The sequence below is a fragment of the Streptomyces sp. 17_S59 genome (assembly GCF_056930295.1).
Window position 1 is genome coordinate 1,455,685 of record NZ_JBXOWD010000001.1, and the last position, 17,574, is coordinate 1,473,258.

Annotated in this window: 17 protein-coding genes; 7 read left to right on the top strand and 10 right to left on the bottom strand. The window is 71.5% G+C overall.

What is annotated here, in order from left to right:
* Positions 1–230 precede the first annotated feature (230 nt).
* Positions 231–2,072, top strand: coding sequence for an endonuclease/exonuclease/phosphatase family protein (locus AC1Z4A_RS06250; RefSeq protein ID WP_483683515.1), 1,842 nt, complete (start codon positions 231–233; stop codon positions 2,070–2,072).
* Positions 2,073–2,169: 97 nt separating this feature from the next.
* Positions 2,170–3,072 carry a 4-hydroxy-tetrahydrodipicolinate synthase gene (gene dapA / locus AC1Z4A_RS06255; RefSeq protein ID WP_483676835.1) on the top strand — a complete coding sequence of 301 codons (903 nt, stop codon included), beginning with the start codon at positions 2,170–2,172 and terminating at the stop codon, positions 3,070–3,072.
* 181 nt (positions 3,073–3,253) lie between these two features.
* Here the strand turns inward: dapA and dapD are convergent, their stop codons facing one another.
* Positions 3,254–4,246: a 2,3,4,5-tetrahydropyridine-2,6-dicarboxylate N-succinyltransferase gene (dapD, locus tag AC1Z4A_RS06260; RefSeq protein ID WP_483676836.1), complete on the bottom strand. Its 993-nt coding sequence runs from the start codon at positions 4,244–4,246 to the stop codon at positions 3,254–3,256.
* Between the two features lie 247 nt (positions 4,247–4,493).
* On the opposite strand from dapD, the gene AC1Z4A_RS06265 reads away from it, so the two are divergent.
* The gene (locus AC1Z4A_RS06265) at positions 4,494–5,768 is read left to right on the top strand and encodes a S8 family peptidase (protein ID WP_483676837.1); all 1,275 of its coding nucleotides are present in this window, start codon (positions 4,494–4,496) and stop codon (positions 5,766–5,768) included.
* 82 nt (positions 5,769–5,850) lie between these two features.
* Entirely contained in the window at positions 5,851–6,864 is a 1,014-nt protein-coding gene (locus AC1Z4A_RS06270; RefSeq protein WP_483676838.1) for an agmatine deiminase family protein, read from the top strand.
* A 51-nt stretch (positions 6,865–6,915) separates the two neighbouring features.
* Here the strand turns inward: AC1Z4A_RS06270 and AC1Z4A_RS06275 are convergent, their stop codons facing one another.
* From AC1Z4A_RS06275 to AC1Z4A_RS06310, 8 genes are all read right to left on the bottom strand, one after another.
* Entirely contained in the window at positions 6,916–7,248 is a 333-nt protein-coding gene (locus AC1Z4A_RS06275) for a metal-sulfur cluster assembly factor (protein ID WP_483676839.1), read from the bottom strand.
* A complete protein-coding gene (gene sufU / locus AC1Z4A_RS06280; protein WP_483676841.1) occupies positions 7,245–7,709 on the bottom strand; it encodes a Fe-S cluster assembly sulfur transfer protein SufU in 465 nt (154 codons plus the stop codon). Before sufU ends, AC1Z4A_RS06275 begins: the two co-directional genes overlap by 4 nt.
* Positions 7,710–7,727: 18 nt before the next feature.
* Positions 7,728–8,981 (bottom strand): cysteine desulfurase, encoded by a 1,254-nt coding sequence (locus AC1Z4A_RS06285; RefSeq protein ID WP_483683516.1) that lies wholly within the window; start codon positions 8,979–8,981, stop codon positions 7,728–7,730.
* A 2-nt stretch (positions 8,982–8,983) separates the two neighbouring features.
* Positions 8,984–9,748, bottom strand: coding sequence for a Fe-S cluster assembly ATPase SufC (gene sufC / locus AC1Z4A_RS06290; protein WP_483676842.1), 765 nt, complete (start codon positions 9,746–9,748; stop codon positions 8,984–8,986).
* A gap of 7 nt (positions 9,749–9,755) precedes the next feature.
* Positions 9,756–10,076 (bottom strand): non-heme iron oxygenase ferredoxin subunit, encoded by a 321-nt coding sequence (locus AC1Z4A_RS06295; RefSeq protein WP_483676843.1) that lies wholly within the window; start codon positions 10,074–10,076, stop codon positions 9,756–9,758.
* Entirely contained in the window at positions 10,073–11,254 is a 1,182-nt protein-coding gene (gene sufD, locus AC1Z4A_RS06300) for a Fe-S cluster assembly protein SufD (RefSeq protein ID WP_483676844.1), read from the bottom strand. The genes AC1Z4A_RS06295 and sufD overlap by 4 nt, the downstream gene beginning before the upstream one ends.
* Before the next feature lie 63 nt (positions 11,255–11,317).
* Positions 11,318–12,739, bottom strand: a complete 1,422-nt coding sequence (gene sufB / locus AC1Z4A_RS06305) for a Fe-S cluster assembly protein SufB (protein ID WP_483676845.1) — start codon at positions 12,737–12,739, stop codon at positions 11,318–11,320.
* Complete coding sequence (locus AC1Z4A_RS06310) at positions 12,736–13,527, bottom strand: helix-turn-helix transcriptional regulator (RefSeq protein ID WP_483676846.1); 792 nt, start codon at positions 13,525–13,527, stop codon at positions 12,736–12,738. The genes sufB and AC1Z4A_RS06310 overlap by 4 nt, the downstream gene beginning before the upstream one ends.
* A gap of 135 nt (positions 13,528–13,662) precedes the next feature.
* Here AC1Z4A_RS06310 and AC1Z4A_RS06315 point away from each other — a divergent pair, with 135 nt between their 5' ends.
* The 3 genes from AC1Z4A_RS06315 to AC1Z4A_RS06325 all read left to right on the top strand — a co-directional run bounded on the left by AC1Z4A_RS06315 (position 13,663) and on the right by AC1Z4A_RS06325 (position 16,483).
* Complete coding sequence (locus AC1Z4A_RS06315) at positions 13,663–14,589, top strand: ABC transporter ATP-binding protein (RefSeq protein ID WP_483676847.1); 927 nt, start codon at positions 13,663–13,665, stop codon at positions 14,587–14,589.
* A complete protein-coding gene (locus tag AC1Z4A_RS06320; RefSeq protein WP_483676848.1) occupies positions 14,586–15,368 on the top strand; it encodes an ABC transporter permease in 783 nt (260 codons plus the stop codon). Before AC1Z4A_RS06315 ends, AC1Z4A_RS06320 begins: the two co-directional genes overlap by 4 nt.
* 116 nt (positions 15,369–15,484) lie before the next feature.
* Entirely contained in the window at positions 15,485–16,483 is a 999-nt protein-coding gene (locus AC1Z4A_RS06325; protein WP_483676849.1) for a COX15/CtaA family protein, read from the top strand.
* Here the strand turns inward: AC1Z4A_RS06325 and AC1Z4A_RS06330 are convergent.
* Positions 16,456–17,502, bottom strand: coding sequence for an amidohydrolase family protein (locus AC1Z4A_RS06330; RefSeq protein ID WP_483683517.1), 1,047 nt, complete (start codon positions 17,500–17,502; stop codon positions 16,456–16,458). The genes AC1Z4A_RS06325 and AC1Z4A_RS06330 overlap by 28 nt on opposite strands.
* Between the last annotated feature and the right edge of the window lie 72 nt (positions 17,503–17,574).

The following is a 17,574-nucleotide window of genomic DNA, read 5'->3' on the forward strand; positions in this document are numbered from 1 at the left end:
ACCTGTCATCCGGCCGCCGAACCGCGACCGAACGGCGGGCGAACAGCGGACGATCACCTTCCGGAGGATCTGACGAACTGTTTGCCGACCCTTGACAACTACCCCCTCCCCACCGGAGATTGACGCGCGTAGATTGCGTGTCGCCACTGCAACAGTGTGTGATCGCCTCCGCACCACCGCTCCACACCGCACCACTCAACCCCTCACCGCTCCTCACGGAGGACTTTGTGCTGCCCATCAGCCGCTCCCCGCGCAGACGCACCGCCACCGTCGGCACCCTCATAGCCGGCGCGCTCGCGGCGGGGCTCCTCGCCCCCGCCCAGTCCGCGAGCGCGGCAGACGGATCCGGAGTGCGGATCCACGACATCCAGGGCAGGACGCGCGTCTCCCCGCTCGCCGGGCAGCAGGTGGCGGACGTGCCGGGCGTGGTCACCGCCGTCAGGGCGTTCGGCTCGGCGCGCGGCTTCTGGTTCCAGGACCCGAACCCCGACGACGACGCCGCCACGAGCGAGGGCATCTTCGTCTTCACCGGCTCGACGACGCCGAAGGTCGCCGTCGGCGACTCCGTGCTCGTCTCCGGCACGGTCGCCGAGTACTACCCGGGCGGCGAGGCCGCGGGCCTGCAGTCGGTCACCCAGCTCACCAAGGCCACCTGGACCGTGCGGTCCTCGGGCAACGCCCTGCCCCCCGCCGTCCTGCTGAGCGCCGCCGGCATCCCGGCCCGCTACGCGCCCGACGCCCACGGCGGCTCCATCGAGAAGCTGCCGCTCCGCCCCGACCGGTACGCCCTGGACCGCTACGAATCCCTGGAGGGCATGCGGGTCGAGATCCGCGACGCCGCCGTCACCGGCCCCACCAACGAGTACCACGAGCTGTGGGTCACCGCCGACCCCCGCCACAACCGCACCGCGCGCGGCGGCACGCTCTACGGCTCGTACCAGGACCCCAACCCGGCCCGGGTGAAGGTCTCCTCGCTGATCCCCTTCGCCCAGCACCCCTTCCCGGTCGCGAACGTCGGGGACGCGCTGACCGGCACCACGGCCGGCCCGCTGGACTACGACAACCACGGCGGCTACACCGTCCAGGCGACCGAGCTGGGCACGCTCAAGGACAACAAGCTCGCCCGCGAGACCACGCGCAAGCAGAAGGCCGACGAGCTGGCCGTCGCCACGTACAACGTGGAGAACCTCTCCCCCAAGGCCCCGCAGGCGAAGTTCGACCGGCTGGCCTCCGCGCTGGTGACCAACCTCGCCTCGCCGGACGTCGTCGCCCTCGAAGAGGTCCAGGACGCCAACGGCACCACGGACGACGGCACGGTCGACGCCGGGCCGACGCTGAAGAAGCTCACCGACGCGATCGCCGCGGCGGGCGGCCCGGCGTACCAGTGGCGGCAGATCGACCCCGTCAACGACAAGGACGGCGGCCAGCCGGGCGGCAACATCCGGATCGCCTTCCTCTACAACCCCGCCCGCGTCTCCTTCAAGGACATCCCGGGCGGCGACTCCACCACGCCCGTCAAGATCGTCCGCCAGGGCGGCAAGGCGACGCTGTCCGCCTCCCCCGGCCGGATCGACCCGGCGAACCCGGCCTGGACGAACAGCCGCAAGCCGCTGGTGGGGCAGTTCTCCTTCCGGGGCAAGGACGTCTTCGTCGTCGCCAACCACTTCAACTCCAAGGGCGGCGACCAGGGCCTCGACAGCCGCTTCCAGCCCCCGGCCCGCAGCTCGGAGAAGCAGCGCACCGAGCAGGCCCAGGCCGTCAACGCCTTCGTCAAGCAGCTCCTCGCGGCCGACAAGAAGGCGAACGTGATCGTCGCGGGCGACCTCAACGACTACCAGTTCTCGCCCGCCCTCAAGACCCTCACCGCGGGCGGCGTGCTGACCGACCAGGTCGCCAGGCTCCCCAAGAAGGAGCGGTACGGCTATGTCTACCAGGGCAACTCCCAGGTCCTGGACCATATCCTGACGAGTCGTCACCTGAGCCGGGTCGACTACGACATCGTCCACGTCAACGCGGAGTTCGCCGACCAGGCGAGCGACCACGACCCCCAGGTGCTGCGCTGGAAGCCGTAGCATCCCTTAGGAAAGTCGGTCAGAACATTTAAATAGACCTGTACGGTCGAAGGGGCCCAGAATCCGGGGGAGAGACCCGATTCCGGAGCGTGACGCCATGCCACCCACCAGCCCCTTCGGCCGTACCGTCTGTGCGATGGTGACCCCGTTCACCCCCGACGGCGCCCTCGACCTCGACGGCGCCCAGCGGCTCGCCGACCGCCTCGTCACGGAGGGCGGCTGCGACGGCCTCGCCCTCAGCGGCACCACCGGGGAGTCACCGACCACCACCGACGCGGAGAAGAGCGCCCTCATCACGGCCGTCGCCGAGGCCGTGGGCGACCGCGCCCGGATCACGGCCGGGGTGGGCTCGGCGGACACCCGCCACACCGTCGAACTGGCCCGGGCGGCCGAGCGGGCCGGCGCACACGGCGTCCTGGTGGTCACCCCGTACTACAGCAAGCCGCCGCAGGAGGACATCGCGGAGCACTTCCGCACGGTGGCCGACGCGGTGGGCATCCCGGTGATGCTCTACGACATCCCGGGCCGCACGGGCACCCGCATCGAGCCCGACACCATGCTGCGCCTGGCCGAGCACCCGCGCATCGCCGGGGTCAAGGACTGCGCGTACGACCTGCTCGGCAGCTCGAAGGTGATCGCGGCGACGGACCTCGCGTACTACTCCGGCTGCGAGGAACTGAACCTCCCGCTGCGGGCGGTGGGAGGGGCGGGCTACGTCAGCACGGTGGCGAACGTCGCGGGCCCGGCGCTGGCGGCGATGCTGGACGCGTACGACCGAGGCGAGAACGCGGAGGCGACCCGCCTCCACCAGCGCCTCCTGCCCCTGACGGAACAGATGATGTGCGCGGGCCTCCCCGGCACGGTCACGGCAAAGGCACTGCTGGGAGCCCTGGGCCTGCCGTCGGGCCCGGTGAGGGCACCACTGCGGGGGGCGCCGAAGGAGCGCACGGAGGCGCTGCTGAGGGCGTACGAGGACGCAACCAGCCCGGACGGGCGCTAATCCAGCCCGGGAGGGCGGAAATTCAGCCCGTCCGGCGTTTGAGGACCGGGGGCCGGGGGGCGGAGCCCCCGACCCGGCGGCCGGGGCGCAGCCCCGGCACCGCCCCCACAGGGGGTCTGGGGGCGAAGCCCTCAGTTTCGGGAAGGGGCGGGGTGGGGGAGAAAAACCCCGCCCACCCACCTCAGTTGTGGCTGTGCAGAACCTCGTTCAGCCCACCCCACGAACTCTTGTACGGCCGAGCCTCCACCGCACCAGTAGAAGAGTTCCGGCGGAACAGAATGTTGTCCGCCCCCGACAGCGTCAGCGCCTTGACGACCTCGCCGTCCGGCAGCGTCACCCGCGTCCCCGCCGTGACGTACAGCCCGGCCTCCACCACGCACTCGTCGCCCAGCGCAATGCCGATGCCCGACTCCGCACCGAGCAGGCAGCGCTCGCCGACGGAGATGATCTGCTTGCCGCCGCCGGAGAGGGTGCCCATCGTGGAGGCGCCGCCGCCGATGTCCGTGCCGTCGCCGACCACGACGCCCGCGCTGATGCGGCCCTCGACCATGGACGTGCCGAGCGTGCCGGCGTTGAAGTTGACGAAGCCCTCGTGCATGACGGTGGTGCCGGAGCCCAGGTGCGCACCGAGGCGGACGCGGTCGGCGTCGGCGATGCGGACGCCGGACGGGGCGACGTAGTCGGTCATGCGCGGGAACTTGTCGACGCTGGTGACCTGGAGGTGCAGCCCCTCGGCCCGGGCGTTCAGCCGCACCGCCTCCAGCTGGTCGACGGCGACGGGCCCGAGCGAGGTCCAGGCGACGTTCGCGAGCAGCCCGAAGATCCCGTCCAGGTTCTGGCCGTGCGGCTTGACCAGGCGGTGGGAGAGCAGGTGCAGGCGCAGGTAGACGTCGTGCGTGTCGGCCGGCTTGTCGTCGAGCGAGGCGATGACCGTGCGGACGGCGACGACGGTGACCCCGCGGCGCGAGTCCGGCCCGACGGCCTTGAGGGCGGCCTCGCCCAGCAGCTCCTCGGTCCGCTCGGCGGTCAGCATCTCGGTGCCGGCCGGGCCGGGCGCCTCGACCAGCTCGGGAGCGGGGAACCAGGTGTCGAGGACGGTGCCGTCCGCGGCGACGGTGGCGAGGCCGGCGGCGACGGCGCCGGTGGTGCGGGTGGTGTCAACAGCATCGGTCATGTCCGAAAACCTAACCGGACAGGGCCCCTCAAGGCGAACCGGTGCCCGTCCCCGCCCGGTGCCGCGCGTAACGCCAATGGCCCAGCGCCGCCCACCACTCGGCCCAGCCCGGATCGCCATCGGGAACAAAGTCGACATATCCCTTGAGGTAACGCTCGGGGAGCAATCCCCGACACTCCGCAACCGATCCGCAACCGACCCCGCAACCGACCCGCTTCCGCCGTCGACGCCCCGAAACGGACCCCGCATGAGACTGCCGAAACACCGGCTCTCCGCAGCAGCCCTCCTCCTGGCGATCCCCCTGGTCACCGCGCCCTCCGCCGCGACCGCCCGGCCCGAGCCCGGCCCGGAGCGCTCCGCCCGTCTCGCCCCGCTGCACCGGACCCCGGGCCAGCCCGTGCCCAACCACTACATCGTCACCCTGCGGAAGGGCTCCAGCCCGCGCACCCTGACCACCCGGCTCGGCGTGGTCCCGGACTTCGTCTACACCCATGCCTTCACCGGCTTCGCCGCCACGCTCACGCCCGAGCAGCTGGAGGCCGTGCGCAGCGCGCCCGACGTCGAGGCCGTCGAGGAGGACGCGATCTACTCCCAGGCGGACGAGGGCGAGGGCAGCGAGGACGGCGACAGTACCGCGGCCCGCAGTCGGGCCCCCACGCAGTCCCGGGCCCCCACGCAGTCCTGGGTGCCCACCCAGTCCTGGGGCCTGGACCGCATCGACCAGCACCGGCTGCCGCTCGACAACCAGTTCAACGTCACCGCCACCGGCGAGGGCGGCACCGCCTACATCGTGGACACCGGAATCGACTACTCCCACCCCGACTTCGGCGGCCGGGCTCGGAACGGCACCGACCTGGTGACCTCCGGCGGCGACGGCAAGGACTGCCCGACGGGCAGCGGTCACGGCACCCACGTCGCGGGCGTCGTGGGCGGCGAGTCCTACGGCGTGGCCCGCAAGGCGGCGCTGGTCAGCGTCCGGGTGCTCGACTGCTCGGGGCGGACCACGGCCGCCCGGGTGGTCGCGGCCTTCGACTACGTGGCCGCGCACGCCGAGCCCGCCTCGGTCGTCAACGCCTCGCTCACCGGCCCCGTTTCGCACGTGATCGACACCGCGGTCAACAACGTCGCCGCCAAGGGCGTGCTGCCCGTCGTCGCGGCCGGCAACAACAACGACAGCGCCTGCAACCACTCCCCCTCCGGCGCGCTGTCGGCGCTGGCCGTCGGGGCGATCAACCGCATGGACCAGATGACCGACTTCTCGAGCTACGGCGCCTGCGCCCGGATCCTCGCCCCGGGCGAGGACATCGTCTCGGACAAGGTCGGCGGCGGCACCACCACCAAGAGCGGCACCTCCCAGGCGTCTCCCTTCGTGACGGGCGCCGCGGTCCTCTACAAGGCCCGCACTCCCGGCGCGACTTCACCGGCCGTGATCGACTGGCTGATCGGCCAGGCGACCAAGGACGTGGTGACGGACCTCAAGCCGGGCACCCCCAACCGCCTGCTGTACGTGGGCGGACTCTGACCCGGCCGCGACGACGGTCCCTGCCCCCGTTTCGGGTAGCTTCGGCACGGAGCGAGCCCGACCGGCACGAGGGGACCCGACGATGAATCACCTGCCGTCCGAGACGCGGCCGCACGCGAGGACCTTCATGGGCTGGCCCCCCGCCGACTCCGTCTGGGGGCGGGACACCGCCGCCGTGCGCGCGGACGTCGCCGCCCTCGCCCGTACGATCGCCGACCACGAGCCGGTCGTGCTGCTCGCCTCGCCCGGGGACGCGGCGGACGCCCGCAGGGCGTGCGGCGGCGCGGTCGAGGTGGCCCCGGTGCCGGTGGACGACCTCTGGCTGCGCGACTCCGGGCCCGTCTTCGTCACCGGCGACGACGGGACCGTCTCCGGCATCGACTTCGGCTTCAACGGCTGGGGCGGCAAGCAGGCACACCCCCGCGACGGCCTGGTGGCCCGCCGCGTCCTGGAGGCGTTCGGCATCCCCCGCATCGAGGCCCCGCTCGTCGCCGAGGGCGGCTCGCTGGAGACCGACGGCGACGGCACCCTCCTCGTCACGGAAAGCTCCGTGGTCGACGAGAACCGCAACCCCGGCCGGTCCCGCGACGACATCGAGCAGGCACTCACCGGCCTGCTCGGCGTCCGCAAGGTGATCTGGCTGGAGGGGGTGCGCGGCGAGGACGTCACCGACTGCCACGTCGACGCCCTCGCCCGCTTCGCCGCCCCCGCCGTGGTCGTCCTCAGCCGCCCGCCCGCAAGCACCCGGCCCGATGTGTGGACGCGGGTGTACGAGCAGGCCCGCGCGGCCCTGGAGGCCGCCACCGACGCCCACGGCCGCACCCTGGAGATCATCGAACTGCCCGAGCCCGACCAGGCCGTGCTGGGCAAGCGGGGTCCCGACTTCCTCGGCAGTTACGTCAACTACTACGTGACGGGCGGGCCCGGGGGCGCCGTGCTCGTCCCGCGCTTCGGCGACCCGCGGGCCGACGAGGAGGCGGCGACCGTCCTCGGCGCCCTGTACCCCGGCCGCGCGGTCAGGGCGGTGGAGATCCCCATGCTGGCCGAGGGCGGTGGCGGCATCCACTGCGCAACACAGCAGCAGCCCGCCTCCTGACGCTCGGCGCGTCGGGGGGCGGGCTGCCGGGGAAGTGCGGAAGGCCGGGACTCAGACGTTGAAGCCCAGGGCCCGCAGCTGTTCGCGGCCCTCGTCCGTGATCTTGTCCGGGCCCCACGGCGGCATCCAGACCCAGTTGATGCGCAGCTCGTTGACGATGCCGTCGGTCGCCGACCTCGCCTGGTCCTCGATGACGTCGGTCAGCGGGCAGGCCGCGGACGTCAGCGTCATGTCGAGGGTGGCGATGTTGGCGTCGTCGATGTGAATGCCGTAGATGAGGCCGAGGTTGACGACGTCGATGCCCAGCTCGGGGTCGACCACGTCGTAGAGGGCCTCGCGGACCTCCTCCTCGGTGGCCGGCTTGGTGGTCGTCTCGTCGCTCATGCGGTCTTCCTTTCAGCGACCTCGCCCAGGGCCTGGGCGGTCGCGTCCTTCCACGCCATCCAGCTCAGCAGAGCACACTTCACCCGCGCCGGGTACTTGGAGACGCCGGCGAACGCCACGGCGTCCTCCAGCACCTCCTCCATCGCGTCGTCGGGCTCGATCCGGCCCTTGGACTGCATCAGCTCCAGGAACGTCTCCTGGATCCGGCGGGCCTCGGCGAGGTCCTTGCCCACCAGCAGCTCGTTCATCACCGAGGCGCTGGCCTGGCTGATGGAGCAGCCCTGGCCCTCGTAGGAGACGTCCTCGACGGTCTCGCCGGACATGCGGACGCGCAGGGTGATCTCGTCGCCGCACGTCGGGTTGACGTGGTGCACCTCGGCGTCGCCGTCCCGCAAGCCCCGCCCGTGCGGGTTCTTGTAGTGGTCCAGGATGACGTCCTGGTACATCGAATCAAGCTTCACAGTCAGCCAGCCCTCGCGTCAGCCGAAGAAATTCCGGACGTGCTCCAGGCCCTCGATCAGCGCGTCGACCTCACCGGGGGTGGAGTACAGGTAGAACGACGCTCGCGTGGTCGCCGGAATTCCGTACCGCAGGCAGACGGGGCGGGCACAGTGATGGCCGACACGGACCGCGATGCCCAGCTCGTCGAGGACCTGGCCCACGTCGTGCGGGTGGATGTCGCCGAGCGTGAAGGAGACGGCGGCGCCGCGGTCCTCGGCCGTGGTGGGGCCGATGATGCGCAGGCCGGGCACCTCCTGGAGCCTGCCGATCGCGTACTCCGTGATCGCGTGCTCGTGCCGGGCGATGTTCTCCATGCCGATCGAGGTGAGGTAGTCCACCGCGGCGCCGAGGCCGACGGCCTGGGCGATCGGGGGCGTGCCCGCCTCGAACTTGTGCGGCGCCGGGGCGTACGTCGAGGAGTGCATCGAGACGGTCTCGATCATCTCGCCGCCGCCGAGGAACGGCGGCAGGTCCTCGAGCAGCTCCTGGCGGCCCCAGAGGACGCCGATGCCGTCGGGGCCGCACATCTTGTGGCCGGTGAAGGCCACGAAGTCGGCCTGGAGGGCCTGGACGTCCAGCGGCATGTGCGGGGCGGCCTGGGAGGCGTCGATCACCACGAGGGCGCCGACCTCCTGGGCGCGGCGGACGATCGCCTCGACGGGGTTGACCGTGCCCAGGATGTTGGAGACCAGCACGAAGGAGACGACCTTGGTCTTCTCGGTGATGATCTCGTCGATGTTCGACAGGTCGAGGCGGCCGTCGTCGGTGAGGCCGAACCACTTCAGCTTCGCGCCCGTGCGCTGCGAGAGCAGCTGCCACGGCACGATGTTGGAGTGGTGCTCCATCTCCGTGATGACGATCTCGGTCTCGTGGTCCACCCGGTAGGGCTCGTCGGCCCAGCCGAGCATGTTCGCCACGAGGTTGAGGGACTCGGAGGCGTTCTTGGTGAAGATCACCTCATCGCGGCTGGGGGCGTTGATGAAAGCGGCGATCTTGTCACGAGCGCCTTCGTACAGCGCCGTGGCCTCCTCGGCGAGCACGTGCACGCCGCGGTGGACGTTGGCGTTGTGCTGCTCGTAGTGCTCGTTGAGCACGTCGAGCACCTGGCGCGGCTTCTGGGAGGTCGCCGCGTTGTCCAGGTAGACGAGCTTCTTCCCGCCGTGGACCACGCGGTCCAGGATGGGGAAGTCCTTGCGGATCGCCTCGGTGTCGAGGAGGCCCGGCAGCAGTATCGTCACGCGGTTGCGCCACCCTTCACGTAAGCCTCGTAGCCCTCGTTCTCCAGCTTGTCGGCCAGCTCGGCGCCGCCGGACTCGACGACGCGGCCGTTGGCGAAGACGTGCACGAAGTCGGGCTTGATGTACCGCAGGATGCGCGTGTAGTGGGTGATCAGCAGGGTGCCGACCTCACCGGTCTCGCGCACGCGGTTGACGCCCTCGGAGACGATGCGCAGGGCGTCGACGTCCAGGCCGGAGTCGGTCTCGTCGAGGATGGCGACCTTCGGCTTGAGCAGCTCGAGCTGGAGGATCTCGTGGCGCTTCTTCTCACCGCCGGAGAAGCCCTCGTTGACGTTGCGCTCGGCGAAGGCCGGGTCCATCTGGAGACGCGCCATGGCCTCCTTGACCTCCTTCACCCAGGTGCGCAGCTTGGGGGCCTCGCCGCGGACGGCGGTGGCGGAGGTGCGCAGGAAGTTGGAGACCGAGACGCCCGGGACCTCGACCGGGTACTGCATGGCGAGGAAGACGCCGGCGCGGGCGCGCTCGTCGACGGACATCTCCAGGACGTCCTCGCCGTCGAGGGTGACGGTGCCGCCGGTGATCGTGTACTTGGGGTGACCCGCGAGCGAGTACGCCAGGGTCGACTTGCCGGAGCCGTTGGGGCCCATGATGGCGTGGGTCTCGCCCTGCTTCACGGTCAGGTCGACACCCTTGAGGATCTCCCGGGGGCCGTTCTCGGCCTCGACGGAGACGTGCAGGTCGTGGATCTCAAGCGTTGCCATGGGGAACTCAGGACTCCTGGGTGACGGAGACGAGCACGTCGTCCCCTTCGATCTTGACGGGGTAAACGGGGACGGGCCGCGTGGCGGGGAGGCCGTCGGGCTTGCCGGTGCGGAGGTCGAAGCTGGAGCCGTGCAGCCAGCACTCGATGTGGCAGTCCTCCACCTCGCCCTCGGAGAGGGAGACGTTCGCGTGCGAGCAGATGTCATTGATCGCGAACACCTCGCCCTCGGTGCGCACGAGGGAGATGGGCGTGCCGTCGAGCTCCACCCGCTTGGGGGTGTCCTCCTCCAGCTCGCTCAGGGCGGCTACTTTGACGAACTCGCTCATGCCACCGACGCCTCCAGCTCGGCCTCGATCTTGGCGATGAGGCGCTCCTCCAGGTCCGGGATGCCGATCTGCTGGACGAGTTCGGCGAAGAAGCCGCGGACGACCAGCCGGCGGGCCTCGTCGGCGGGGATGCCGCGGGCCATCAGGTAGAAGAGCTGCTCGTCGTCGAAGCGGCCGGTGGCCGAGGCGTGGCCGGCGCCGACGATCTCACCGGTCTCGATCTCCAGGTTGGGGACCGAGTCGACGCGGGCGCCGTCGGTGAGGACGAGGTTGCGGTTCAGCTCGTAGGTGTCGGTGCCCTCGGCCTCCGCGCGGATGAGGACGTCGCCGATCCAGACGGCGTGGGCGTCCTTGCCCTGCAGCGCGCCCTTGTAGGCGACGTTGCTGCGGCAGTGCGGGGTGTCGTGGTCGACGAAGAGGCGGTGCTCCTGGTGCTGGCCCTTGTCGGTGAAGTACAGGCCGTAGAGCTCGGCCTCGCCGCCGGGGGCACCGTAGACGACCCGGGGGTGGAGGCGGACCAGGTCGCCGCCGAAGGTGACGATCACGGACTTGAAGGAGGCGTCGCGGCCGACCAGCGCGGTGTGCTGAGCGGCGTGCACCGCGGTGGGGTCCCAGTCCTGCACGGAGACGACGGTGAGCTTGGCGCCGTCGCCGATGACGTACTCGACGTTGGCGGCGAGCGTGGCGTCACCGGTGTGGTCGAGGACCACGACGGCCTCGGCGAAGGCGCCGATCTCGACGACCTGATGGCCGAAGGCCACACCGCCCTCGCCGTGCACGGAGATCCGGACGGGCTCGGAGAGCACGGTGTCCTTGGGGACCGAGACGATCGAGGCCTTCTCGAAGGAGCTGTACGCCTGGGCGGCGACCCGGTCGACGGGCTTGCCGGCCCGGCCGAGCCGGGTGTCGTCCCGGCCGACGGTCTCCACGGTGACGCCCTCGGGGGCGGTCACCTCGACCTTGACGCCGGCGCCGTCGGCGACCGCCGTGCCGTCGTGCAGGCCGCGGAGGCGCTCCAGCGGGGTGAACCGCCACTCCTCCTCACGGCCGTGCGGCACGGGGAAGTCCGCCACGTCGTACGAGGCGGGGGCGCTGACCCGCGCGTCGATGGGCTGCCTCGGGCCGCCCACCTGGATGGCGCCGTCGGTCGTGCTGCCGGCGGGAGTGTTGTCAGCCATGGCTGTCGTCGTGCTCTCTTCCTGTCACAAAAGGTTCGCTGCGGTCGGGGGCCGAGGGCGAGGTCAGCCGACCGCGCCTTCCATCTGCAGCTCGATCAGCCGGTTGAGCTCCAGTGCGTACTCCATGGGCAGCTCGCGGGCGATCGGCTCGACGAAACCGCGCACGATCATCGCCATGGCCTCGTCCTCGGACAGGCCGCGGCTCATCAGGTAGAAGAGCTGGTCCTCACTGACCTTGGAGACGGTCGCCTCGTGGCCCATCGAGACGTCGTCCTCGCGGACGTCGACGTAGGGGTAGGTGTCCGACCGGGAGATGGTGTCGACCAGCAGGGCGTCGCAGAGCACGTTGGACTTGGCGCCCTTCGCACCCTCGGCGATCTCGATGAGGCCGCGGTAGGAGGTGCGGCCGCCGCCTCGCGCCACCGACTTGGAGACGATGTTGGAGGAGGTGTTGGGCGCCATGTGGACCATCTTGGCGCCGGCGTCCTGGTGCTGGCCCTCGCCGGAGAAGGCGATGGACAGGGTCTCGCCCTTGGCGTGCTCGCCCATCAGGTAGACGGCGGGGTACTTCATCGTCACCTTGGAGCCGATGTTGCCGTCGACCCACTCCATGGTCGCGCCCTCGTAGGCCACGGCGCGCTTGGTGACCAGGTTGTAGACGTTGTTCGACCAGTTCTGGATGGTCGTGTAGCGGCAGCGGCCGCCCTTCTTGACGATGATCTCCACGACGGCGCTGTGCAGCGAGTCGGAGGAGTAGATCGGGGCGGTGCAGCCCTCGACGTAGTGCACGTAGGCGTTCTCGTCGACGATGATCAGGGTCCGCTCGAACTGGCCCATGTTCTCCGTGTTGATACGGAAGTAGGCCTGGAGCGGGATGTCGACGTGGACGCCCGGCGGGACGTAGATGAAGGAGCCGCCGGACCACACGGCGGAGTTCAGCGAGGCGAACTTGTTGTCGCCGACGGGGATCACCGTGCCGAAGTACTCCTGGAAGAGCTCGGGGTGCTCCTTCAGGGCGGTGTCGGTGTCGAGGAAGATGACGCCCTGCTGCTCCAGGTCCTCGCGGATCTGGTGGTAGACGACCTCGGACTCGTACTGGGCGGCGACACCGGCGACGAGGCGCTGCTTCTCGGCCTCGGGGATGCCCAGCTTGTCGTAGGTGTTCTTGATGTCCTGAGGCAGGTCGTCCCAGGTGGCCGCCTGCTTCTCGGTGGAGCGGACGAAGTACTTGATGTTGTCGAAGTCGATGCCGGACAGGTCGGAGCCCCAGGTCGGCATGGGCTTCTTCTCGAAGAGCCGCAGGCCCTTGAGGCGGAGCTTGAGCATCCACTCGGGCTCGGACTTCTTGGCCGAGATGTCGCGGACGACCTCCTCGGACAGGCCTCGCTTGGCCGCGGCACCGGCCGCGTCGGAGTCGGCCCAGCCGTATTCGTAGGTACCCAGGCCCTCGAGCTCAGGGTGGGCAGTCTCCGTGGGGAGAGTCATGCGGGGTTCCTCCCGGCCGTGCTGGTGGATGCGGTGGTGGTCTTCTTGGGGATGAACGTCGTGCACACACCGTCGCCGTGGGCGATGGTGGCAAGACGCTGCACATGAGTCCCGAGCAGGCTGGAGAAGACCTCGGTCTCCGCCTCGCACAGCTGCGGGAACTGCTCGGCGACATGGGCAACCGGGCAGTGGTGCTGGCAAAGCTGTTCGCCGACCGGCGCGCTACGCGCCGTAGCAGCGTACCCGTCCGCGGTCAATGCCTGGGCGAGGGCCTCCGTGCGGTCCTGCGGCGCTGCGGCGGCCATGGCCTTGCGGTACGCCTCGGCCTGCGCGGCCATCCGGGCGCGGGCGAAGGCCGCGACCGCGGCCTCTCCCGTCTCGCCGCCGCCGGCGGACCGGGCGATCCAGCGCAGGGCGTCCGCGGCGAGCTTGTCGTAGGCCTGGTCGAAGGCGTCCCGGCCGCAGTCGGTGAGCGCGAAGACCTTGGCGGGGCGGCCGCGGGTGCGAGCGCCGTAGACCCGCTTCTCGCGGGCTTCGACGACGCCCTCGGCGACCAGGGTGTCGAGGTGGCGGCGGACGGCCGCCGAGGTCAGCTCCAGGCGCACGGCCAGCTCGGCCGCGGTGGACGGACCGTGGTCGAGGATCGAGCGGACCACGCGGTTACGGGTGCCGCGGTGCTCGTCGTGAACGCGCTGCTGGTCCTCGCGCGCGGGCCCGGGCAGGACTCGTCCCGCCCCGGCGGCCTCTTCGGCCGGGGGGCTCTGTGGAGCCTCGCCCGCGTATTTCACAACACCATTGTTGCGTAATTACCGGAGAGGCGACAAGCGTCACGGGATCACGGAACGGTGGCTTTGATCACTTAGGGTCACCTAACCGCGACCCCGGCGGGCCGCGCGCGACCGGGCGCTCCGTACACTTCCCGCATGCATGAAGAGCCCGCGGTCGAGGTCCACGGCCTGGTCAAGCGGTACGGGACGAAGACCGCGGTGAACGGCCTCGACCTGACCGTCGCCCGGGGCGGCGTGACCGCCGTCCTCGGCCCCAACGGGGCCGGAAAGACCACCACCGTGGAGACCTGCGAGGGCTACCGCCGCCCCGACGCCGGCACCGTGCGGGTCCTCGGCCTGGACCCGGTGGCCGACTCGGCGGCGCTGCGCCCGCGCATCGGCGTGATGCTGCAGAGCGGGGGCGTCTACGCCGGCGCCCGCGCCGTGGAGATGCTCCGCCACACCGCGTCACTGCACGCGCACCCGCTGGACGTCGGGACGCTGGTCGAGCGCCTCGGCCTGGGCGACTGCGGCCGCACGACCTACCGCCGGCTGTCCGGCGGCCAGCAGCAGCGGCTGTCCCTGGCCATGGCCGTCGTCGGCCGCCCCGAGCTGGTCTTCCTCGACGAGCCGACCGCGGGCCTGGACCCGCAGGCGCGGCGCGCCACCTGGGACCTGGTGCGAGAGCTGCGCGCGGACGGCGTCACTGTCGTGCTGACCACGCACTACATGGACGAGGCCGAGCAGCTGGCGGACGCCGTCGCCATCGTCGACGGCGGCAAGGTGATCGCCCACGGCAGCCCCGAGGAGCTGTGCCGGGGCGGCGCCGAGAACACCCTGCGCTTCACCGGCCGGCCCGGACTGGACCTGCTCTCGCTGCTCAAGGCGCTGCCCGCCGACTCCGCGGCCGCGGAGCCCGTCCCCGGCACGTACCGGGTCGACGGCAGGATCGACCCGCAGCTGCTCGCGACGGTCACGGCCTGGTGCGCGCAGCACGGGGTCATGCCGGACCGCATAACGGTCGAGCGGCACACGCTGGAGGACGTCTTCTTGGAACTGACCGGTAAGGAGCTGCGTCCGTGACCACCCCCGCGAGCACCGGCACGTTCACCCCGCGGCCCGGCGCCGCGCCGCTCCCCCGGATGATCCGGGCGCAGGCGGCGCTGGAGACCCGGATGCTGCTGCGCAACGGCGAGCAGTTGCTGCTGACCGTCGTCATCCCCACCCTCCTCCTGGTCCTCTTCAGCACCGTCGACATCATCGACACCGGTGATGAAGGCAAGGCCGTCGACTTCCTGACGCCCGGCGTGCTGGCGCTGGCCGTGATGTCCACCGCCTTCACCGGCCAGGCCATCGCAACCGGCTTCGAGCGCCGCTACGGGGTGCTCAAGCGGCTCGGCGCCTCGCCGCTGCCGCGCTGGGGGCTGATGACGGCGAAGACGTGCTCGGTGCTGGTCACCGAGGTGCTCCAGATCGCCCTGCTGACCGCGATCGCCTTCGCGCTCGGCTGGTCCCCGCACGGCAACCCGGCGGCCGTCGTCCTCCTGCTGCTCCTCGGCACGGCGGCGTTCTCCGGGCTCGGCCTGCTGATGGCGGGCACGCTCAAGGCGGAGGCCACGCTGGCCGCCGCCAACCTGGTCTTCCTGCTCCTGCTGGTCGGCGGCGGCGTGATCGTGCCGCTGTCGAAGTTCCCGGACGCGGCGCAGTCGGTGCTCTCCCTGCTGCCCGTCTCGGCGCTCTCCGACGGGCTGCGGGGCGTCCTGCGGGACGGCGCGGGCATGCCGTGGGCCGACCTCGGCATCCTCACCGCGTGGGCGGTGCTGGGGCTGGGCGCGGCGGCCCGCTTCTTCCGCTGGGAGTAGACCCCGCCGCGACCGTGCAGGTCACGGACCGGTTCGCCGCAGGAATCACCAAGGGACAATCCGCCACGGACCCCCCTCGTGAATCCATGCACAAGCGGGCCCTTACGATGGCTCCCGTGCCCAGAACGCTGAACCCCCTCCAGCTCGTCGCCGACCGCTGGCAGCCCTCCGCCCGCTTCGTCCGGCGGGCGTCGCTCGCCTGCGTCGCCATGGCCGTGGTCATCGTGGTGACGGGCGGCGCGGTCCGGCTCACCCAGTCCGGGCTCGGCTGCCCGACGTGGCCGACCTGCACCGAGGACAGCCTCACGCCCACACCCGCGATGGGCATCAACGGCGTCATCGAGTTCACCAACCGCATGCTGACGTACGTGCTGTGCGGCGTGGTCGGCCTCGGGATCGTCGCGGCCCGGGCGCAGGCGCCGCGCCGCCGCAGCCTCACCCGGCTCGGCTGGGCGCAGTTCTGGATCGTCATGGTCAACGCCGTGGTCGGCGGCATCACCGTGCTGACGGGCCTCAACCCGTACATCGTCAGCTCGCACTTCCTGCTGGCCACCACGCTCCTGACGGTCGCGCTGGTGATGTGGCACCGCTCCGGCGAGGGCGACGAGGCCCCCCGCGACCTGGTGGCCCGCCCGGTCCGCCAGCTGACCTGGGTACTGGTCCTCGCGACCGCCCTGCTGATCGTCGTCGGCACCGTGGTCACCGGCGCCGGCAAGCACGCGGGGGACGCCTCCAAGGACGTCCACCGCATCCCGCTGGACTGGCACGAAATCACGCAGCTGCACGTGGACTTCGTCTACATCGTCACGGGTCTCACCGTGGCCCTGTGGTTCGTGCTGCGGGCCGTGCAGGCGCCCGCCGGGCCGCAGCGCAGGGTGGTCGAGCTGTTCGGCGTGCTGATGCTCCAGGGCGTCATCGGCTATGTGCAGTACTTCAACGACTCGCCGGAGTTCGTCGTCGGCACGCACCTGTTCGGCTCGTGCCTGGTGTGGATCGCGGTGCTGCGGGTCTTCCTGTCGCTGCGCGAGCGCGGCGAGGCGGCCGTGCTGCCCGCGCCCTCCGGCGGGCACGAGGCCCTCGCGGCGGATCAGCCCGCGGCGGCGTCCAGCCGGTAGACCCTGCGCGCGGTGCCGGCCGCGACCAGCGCGGCGATCCGCCCCGCCTCGGCCGCCCGGCACCAGCCGTCCGCGACCCAGTCGCGCATGAGCCGCTCCATGGCCCGGACGAACATCCGGGCGGCCACCACGTACAGCTCCGCCAGCGCCCGCGCGCCCGTGGAGAACAGCAGCTTGCCGAACGGCGCCTCGCGGAGGGTCTCCTCCGGCCGGGCGCCGACGTCCGCGTAGACGTGCGGGAAGGCGGCGGCCAGCCGGGCCGCCTCCTTGCGGTGCCAGGGGCCGGGCAGCAGGACCAGATCGGTGCCCCGGCCCGCGGTGGCCGCCAGGAAGCCCGTCAGCCGCCGGGGGTCGGCGCAGTGCAGCTGTACGGGCAGACCGGTGGCGACCGCGCTCCACAGCAGGTGCCGGGTGAGCACCGGGTCGGCCGGCTCCTCGCCCGTGCGGCGGGTGCGCAGCCAGCGCCCGGCGGCCTCGCGCACTTCCCCGGGCCCGGGCGGGTCGCCCTCGCAGCAGGCGGCTCCGGAGGCGAAGGCGGTGGCGCTCCGGGAAGCGCCGTAGAGCGCCTCGGCCAGGTAGGCGAGGAAGGCATCCGGGCTGCCCGAGGTGTCGGCGATCTGCCCGGCCAGGGGCTCCAGGCGCACGACCTCGTGGGCGCAGCCGGAGGCGGCGCCGGCCAGCTCGGCGGGCGAGGTGAGGCCGCCGGGCGCCCCGGCCTCCAGCAGGAACGTCCCGATCCCGGCGCCGCGCAGCAGCAGGTGCCCGGCGCGGTAGGCGCCCAGCTCGCGGCGGCGGGCCAGGTAGTGCACGGGCGCGCAGTGCGGCTCCAGGCCCAGCAGCGGCGGGCACCAGCGGCGTATCGCCAGTCCGGCGCGGCTGTCGAAGAAGGTGGTGCCGGGCGGCGCGGGGCCGGTGGCCCCGGCGGCCTCGGCGAGGTGCGTCTCGAACTCGCCGAGCCCCAGCTCGCCGTGCACGGCACCGTGGCTGTACTGGTCGACGAGCGGCGGTATGCCGTCCATCCGGCCGTCCATGCGCTTCTCCTCGCCCCCACCGCGCGGCGCGCCCCGGCGCCGCTTCCGGTGGGTTAACGG